A 5,144-nucleotide genomic window follows, 5' to 3' on the forward strand; every position below is an offset into this window, starting at 1 on the left:
GTCGGGCCGGGTTCGGCGACAGCGCCGATCCCGGCCCGACCGCCCGCAGGCCCCCGCCGCGGGTCGGTCACCCCCTCCGCTTCGCCGTGCGGCCCCGTGACCGTCGGTGCTGCGGATGTCTCGCGTACTCGCGCTCCTGCTGGTTCTGCGAGTACTGGTTCTGTAAGTACTGGCTCTGGTCCTGGTTCTGGCCCTGTTTCAGCTCCGCGTCATCGGTGCTCTCGGCGGATGCTTGGCCGGGTTGTCGGCCGGTACCCGTAACCCAACCCGAAGGTCCGGTAGGGGGCGTCGTCGTTGATGTCTTCGCTCTGTAGGAAGTCCGTGTTCACCATGCGAACTATCGGACCACGCACCCGCCGGGACCCCTCCCCGCCGGTTCGTCGTACGCTGCCGTACAAGGCGTCACGTATGTGCCTCGGCGAACGCGACCGCCTGTTCCAGACCGGCCGACCGAGAGAACGAGCCAGCCATGCAAATACGGGACTTCATCCCCCAAGTCCTGCCGCAGAACCTGCCGAGCCTGGCCGGCGGGGTCCCGCCGGCCCCGGCCGGGACGATCTTCGTCAAGGCCGGACCCAGCGGGTTCGCGGTCCCGCCGCGCAAGTTCACGCTGCACTTCGGCCGGGCGGAGGCGGACGTGCACGTGGTGATCGGCGGCGACGACGAGTTCGTCAGCCGGCTGGCCGGGATCTTCACCTGCGACGGCGACGAGTGGTGGCTGCGCAACGAGGGCCGGCGCCCGATCCTGATGCCCGGCGCCGAGCCGGTGCTGCGGCACCACGAGGTCTCGGTCGGCTCCGGCTACACGCCGCTGACCATCGAGACCCCGAACCGGCGCACGCACCTGCTGGAGGTGCACATCGTCGGCAACGCCGGCCAGCGGCACCGGGACGTCGGCCAGTCCCGCACCCTGACCTCGGACGTCACCAACCTGTCGCCGGTGGAGCGGATGATGCTGATCGCGCTGGGCCAGCGCTATCTGCGCCGCGAGCCCTACCCGGCGCCGGTGACCTGGAAGCAGGCCGCCGACGACCTGAACGAGTCCCAGCCCAACCCGCTGCATCCCTGGACGGCCAAGGCCTGCGAGCGCCGCATCTCCGAACTGCGGGCCCGGCTGTCGATGGGCCCCGGCGCGATCCGGGGCATCGTCAAGGAGCCCGGCATGGTGGAACCGCTGGGCAACACGCTGAACGACAACCTGATCCGGGCCCTGCTGCGGAACGCGACGCTGGTCCCGGAGGACTTGTACGTGCTCGGCGAGAACACCTGAGCTCGGTAATGGTTCTGCTCGCGGCCCGCTATATGTGCGCGGCGAGCCCGTTCGCCTTCAGCCCATCCACGACCTGTTTCACCTCGTGGGCCCGGTCGCGCGGGCAGACCAGCAGCGCGTCCTCGGTGTCCACGACCACGACGTCGCGCAGCCCGACCACCGCGACCACCCGGCCGGTCGTGGAGACCACGACCGAGTCCTCCACGCCGCGCAGCGTCGGGACCGCGGCGTCGGTGAGGACCACGTTGCCGTCGGCGTCGCCGTCCAGCGACTCGCCGAGGGAGTGGAAGTCGCCGATGTCGCTCCACGGGAAGTCGGCCGGGACGGTGACCACCTTCCCGGCCGCGGCGGCGCCTTCCATGACGCCGTAGTCCACCGAGATCTTCTCCAGGCCGTCCCAGATCGCGCCGAACACCGTCTCGTGGTCCTGGTCGTCCCAGGACTCGGCGATGGCCGCGATGCCCGCCCGCAACGACGGACGCTGCCGCTCCAATTCGGCCAGGAACGCGCGGGCCTGGAAGACGAACATGCCGGCGTTCCACAAGTACTCGCCGGAAGCCAGGTAGTCGGCGGCCACCTGGGCCGACGGCTTCTCCCGGAACTCGGCGATCCGGTGCACCCCCGGCGCGGTCCGCTCCGCGAGGTGCAGGTAGCCGAAGCCGGTCTCCGGCCGGATCGGCTGGATCCCGACGGTCACCAGTTCCCCGGTCCCGGCGGCGTCCGCGGCCAGCCGGATCAGTTCCTCGAACCGCTCCTGCCGGCCTATCAGGTGGTCCGCCGAATACACGGCCACCACCGCCTCCGGGTCCCGGCGCGCGATCACCGCGGCGGCCAGCGCTATCGCCGCCAGCGAGTCCCGCGGCGCCGGCTCCACCAGGATGTTGTCCTCAGGGACCTGCGGCAGTTGCCGGGCCACGGCCGCGGCGTGCGCCACCCCGGTCACGACGTAGACCTGGTCCGGGTCCGACAGCGTGGCCAAGCGGGCGGCCGTGGCCTGCAACAGCGTCTGGTCGGTACCGCCGAGCCGGTGCAGGAACTTCGGGTTCGCGGCCCGGGAAAGCGGCCACAGCCGGGTTCCGCTGCCGCCGGCCAGGATCATCGAGTACACGCGGTGACACCTTCTCCAGGGTTGGCTGAGCTGACGACAGTCTGTGACGGCCGGCCGGTAGATTTGCCCCGACGGAAAGGAGCGGTCAGTGATCGAGTCGGGAGGCGACGCGTCCGGCCCCGCAGAGCCGGCCGCGGAACCGGCCGCCCGTCCCTCACCCGAACCATTCCCCGATCCTCCGGTCGCCGCACCCCTCATGGCGCGCCGTCCTTGGTATCGCAGGATTTTGCGGCGCGCGGCCAAAACCGTCGCCGTCGTGTTCGTGACGCTGACGATGCTTTCGGTGCCTTACAACGCCTATACGTCCGGCACCGTCGACCCGCCGCCGGGACTGACCTACGTCAACGCCGACGGCATCCGCACCCGGTATGAGGCCTGGGGCACCAGCGGTTCGCCGGTCGTGCTGGTCCACGGCGCCTTCGAGGACTCCGACACCTGGCAGTCCGTGGCCGCCGCGTTGGCGCCGGACCACCGCGTCTACGCCCTGGACCTGATCGGATCCGGCTACAGCCAACGCGTCTCGCCCTACACCCCGCAGCACATGGCCGCCCAGCTCACCGGGCTGGTCGCCGCCCTGCACATCGACCGCCCCGTTCTGGTCGCGCACTCCAGCGGCGCGGCCGTGGCCGCGGAAGCGGTGCTGGAATCGCCGAAGAGTTACAGCGGCCTGATGTTCCTGGACGGCGACGGCCTGCCGATCCCCAGCCCCGGCGTCACCTGGGTCCTGGGCCCGCTGCGCACCTCGGTGCTGCGGCTGGTGCTGCGCTCGGACTGGGCGATCCGCACGATCTACGCCTCGGAGTGCGGGCCGAGTTGTCCGCGGCTGGACGCTGCCGGGGTCGAGCGGTTCCGCCGGCCGTACCAGGTCGCCGGGGCCGAGCAAGGGCTCTGGGACATGCTGGACAGTGTCGGCGGACCGGGTCTGCCCGCCTCGCGGCTGGCCGGGCTGCGGCAGTTGTGCCTGCCCAAAGCGGTGACGTTCGGCGCCGAGGACTCGATGTTCGCCGCCGACGCCCCGGAAAGCGTCGCCGACGGCATCGGGGCACCGGCGCCGACCCGGATTCCCGGCGCCCACCATCTGTCGCTGGAGTCGCATCCGGCACAGGTGGCGGCGTCGGTGCGGGCTTTGGTGGCGCGCGCCGGGGCGGCCGCGGCCGCAGGGTGCTGATCCGCCGGCCTGCTGACCTGTTGGCGTGCTGATCCGCTGGCCTGCTGGCCTCAGGCTTCGAACACGTACCGGCCGTCGGCGTCGCGGCGTAGCCCGGCGGTGCCGGTGACCGCGTCGAGGTTCAGCGGCCCGTAGATGTGCGGGAACGGCTCGTCGGCCCCGGGTACGGGGTCGTAGCGCAGCGGGGCGGTCAGCTTGGCGGGGTCGATGACCAGCACCAGCAGGTCCTCGGCGTCGGCGTAGAAGGCGTTGGCGACGCCGTCGACCTGGGCCGCCGTGGAGGCGTGGATGAAGCCCACCTGCTCCACGGTCCGACCACGGGTGGAGACCCGGTACTCCCCGGCCGCGACGGCGTCGGTCCAGTCAGACCGCAGGGCGATGTGGTAGATCGTCATGCTCCATTGTCGCTGTACGGTCTCCTGTTCTCTGTATGGTCTCCGCCCCTGGACCGGTCGCCCGAACTAGGCCCGCAGACCGATGCGTCCGGCCGCCGGTGATCGCTAGCCTGATCAGCGTGAACGCTTCTCCGCACCGTTTGAACCAGCTCCGCAGGCTGACCGCGCAGCACCCGCCGGCCGGTCTGGTCGACGCGGCCACGTGGGTCGGCGCGCTGGTGTTCGCCTGGCTGCTGTTCGACGGCATGCAGGCCGGCGGCCACCCGATGCTAATCAGCCCGGCCACGGTGGACCTGAACGCCGCCGAGCGGTTCCAGCTGGCGCTGCTGTCGGCCGTCCCGGTCCTGGTGGGCCGGCGGCGACCGGTGACGGCGCTGGTCGGGGTGCTGGCCGGGGCGACGTTCCTGACGGTGCTGGGCGAGGGCAGTCAGGTGTCCCTGATGGGTGCCACCGTGCTGGTCGGCGTGATCGCGGCCGCCCGGCCGCGGTGGATCGCGGTGACGGCCATGCTCGGCACGTTCACGCTCTGGTCGCTGCTGGAACTGGTCGCCACGCCGAGCATGCCGACCCCCTACGGCAGGCTCAGCCGGGCCGTCCTGGTGCTGGCCGTGGCGTTCATCGGCGGGGTGCTGGTCCGGGAGCGGCGCGAGAACCGCAGGGCCCTGCGGGAGCAGCTCGCGGTCGGCGCGATCACCGCCGAGCGGCTGCGGATCGCCCGGGAGCTGCACGACATGGTCGCGCACAGCATCGGCATCGTGGCGATCCAGGCCGGGGCGGCCAAGCGCTGCATCCAGACCCAGCCGGTGCTGGCCGCCGAGGCGCTGGAGGTCATCGAGACCACGAGCCGGCAGACCCTGACCGGGCTGCGGCACATGCTGGTGGCGCTGCGTAAGGCGGACGGCGACGGGGACGACAACGCGCCGACGCCTGGCCTGGACGACCTGCCGGCGCTGGCCGACAACGCCGCGAAGGCCGGGGTCGCGGTGCGGCTGCGGTTCGACGGCGAGCGCCGGGCGCTGCCGGCGGAGGTGGATCTGTCGGCGTACCGGATCGTGCAGGAGTCGGTGACGAACGTGGTGCGGCACGCCGGGGTGGCGCAGTGCCGGGTCGCGATCGCGTTCCGGCCGGAGGAGGTGGTGATCGAGGTCGTGGACGACGGCCGGGGCCTGCTCACCGATCCGTTGCGGACGGGCGGGTTCGGGG

5 protein-coding genes are annotated in these 5,144 nt (G+C 71.7%); 3 read left to right on the forward strand and 2 right to left on the reverse strand.

Going from position 1 to position 5,144, the window contains the following annotated elements; all coding sequences use genetic code 11:
- Positions 1–469 precede the first annotated feature (469 nt).
- A complete protein-coding gene (locus KGQ19_RS47345; protein ID WP_212021998.1) occupies positions 470–1,270 on the forward strand; it encodes an FHA domain-containing protein in 801 nt (266 codons plus the stop codon).
- Positions 1,271–1,298: 28 nt separating this feature from the next.
- Here KGQ19_RS47345 and KGQ19_RS47350 read toward each other — a convergent pair whose 3' ends face one another.
- Positions 1,299–2,369, reverse strand: coding sequence for a mannose-1-phosphate guanylyltransferase (locus KGQ19_RS47350; RefSeq protein WP_212022004.1), 1,071 nt, complete (start codon positions 2,367–2,369; stop codon positions 1,299–1,301).
- A gap of 97 nt (positions 2,370–2,466) precedes the next feature.
- On the opposite strand from KGQ19_RS47350, the gene KGQ19_RS47355 reads away from it, so the two are divergent.
- Positions 2,467–3,546, forward strand: coding sequence for an alpha/beta fold hydrolase (locus KGQ19_RS47355; protein WP_307856733.1), 1,080 nt, complete (start codon positions 2,467–2,469; stop codon positions 3,544–3,546).
- Positions 3,547–3,596: 50 nt separating this feature from the next.
- Here the strand turns inward: KGQ19_RS47355 and KGQ19_RS47360 are convergent, their stop codons facing one another.
- Positions 3,597–3,941, reverse strand: coding sequence for a DUF952 domain-containing protein (locus KGQ19_RS47360; RefSeq protein ID WP_212022000.1), 345 nt, complete (start codon positions 3,939–3,941; stop codon positions 3,597–3,599).
- A gap of 119 nt (positions 3,942–4,060) precedes the next feature.
- On the opposite strand from KGQ19_RS47360, the gene KGQ19_RS52430 reads away from it, so the two are divergent.
- Positions 4,061–5,144, forward strand: a 1,084-nt coding sequence (locus KGQ19_RS52430; protein WP_212022002.1) for a sensor histidine kinase, incomplete at its 3' end; no start/stop codon positions are given.

Source organism: Catenulispora pinistramenti (genome assembly GCF_018274385.1).
GTDB classification, from domain to species: Bacteria; Actinomycetota; Actinomycetes; order Streptomycetales; family Catenulisporaceae; genus Catenulispora; species Catenulispora pinistramenti.

Coding starts and splice junctions, on each gene's coding strand:
- KGQ19_RS47360 (WP_212022000.1), bottom strand. CDS start 3,941: ATGACGATCTACCACATCGCCCTGCGGTCTGACTGGACCGACGCCGTC.
- KGQ19_RS47345 (WP_212021998.1), top strand. CDS start 470: ATGCAAATACGGGACTTCATCCCCCAAGTCCTGCCGCAGAACCTGCCG.
- KGQ19_RS47350 (WP_212022004.1), bottom strand. CDS start 2,369: ATGATCCTGGCCGGCGGCAGCGGAACCCGGCTGTGGCCGCTTTCCCGG.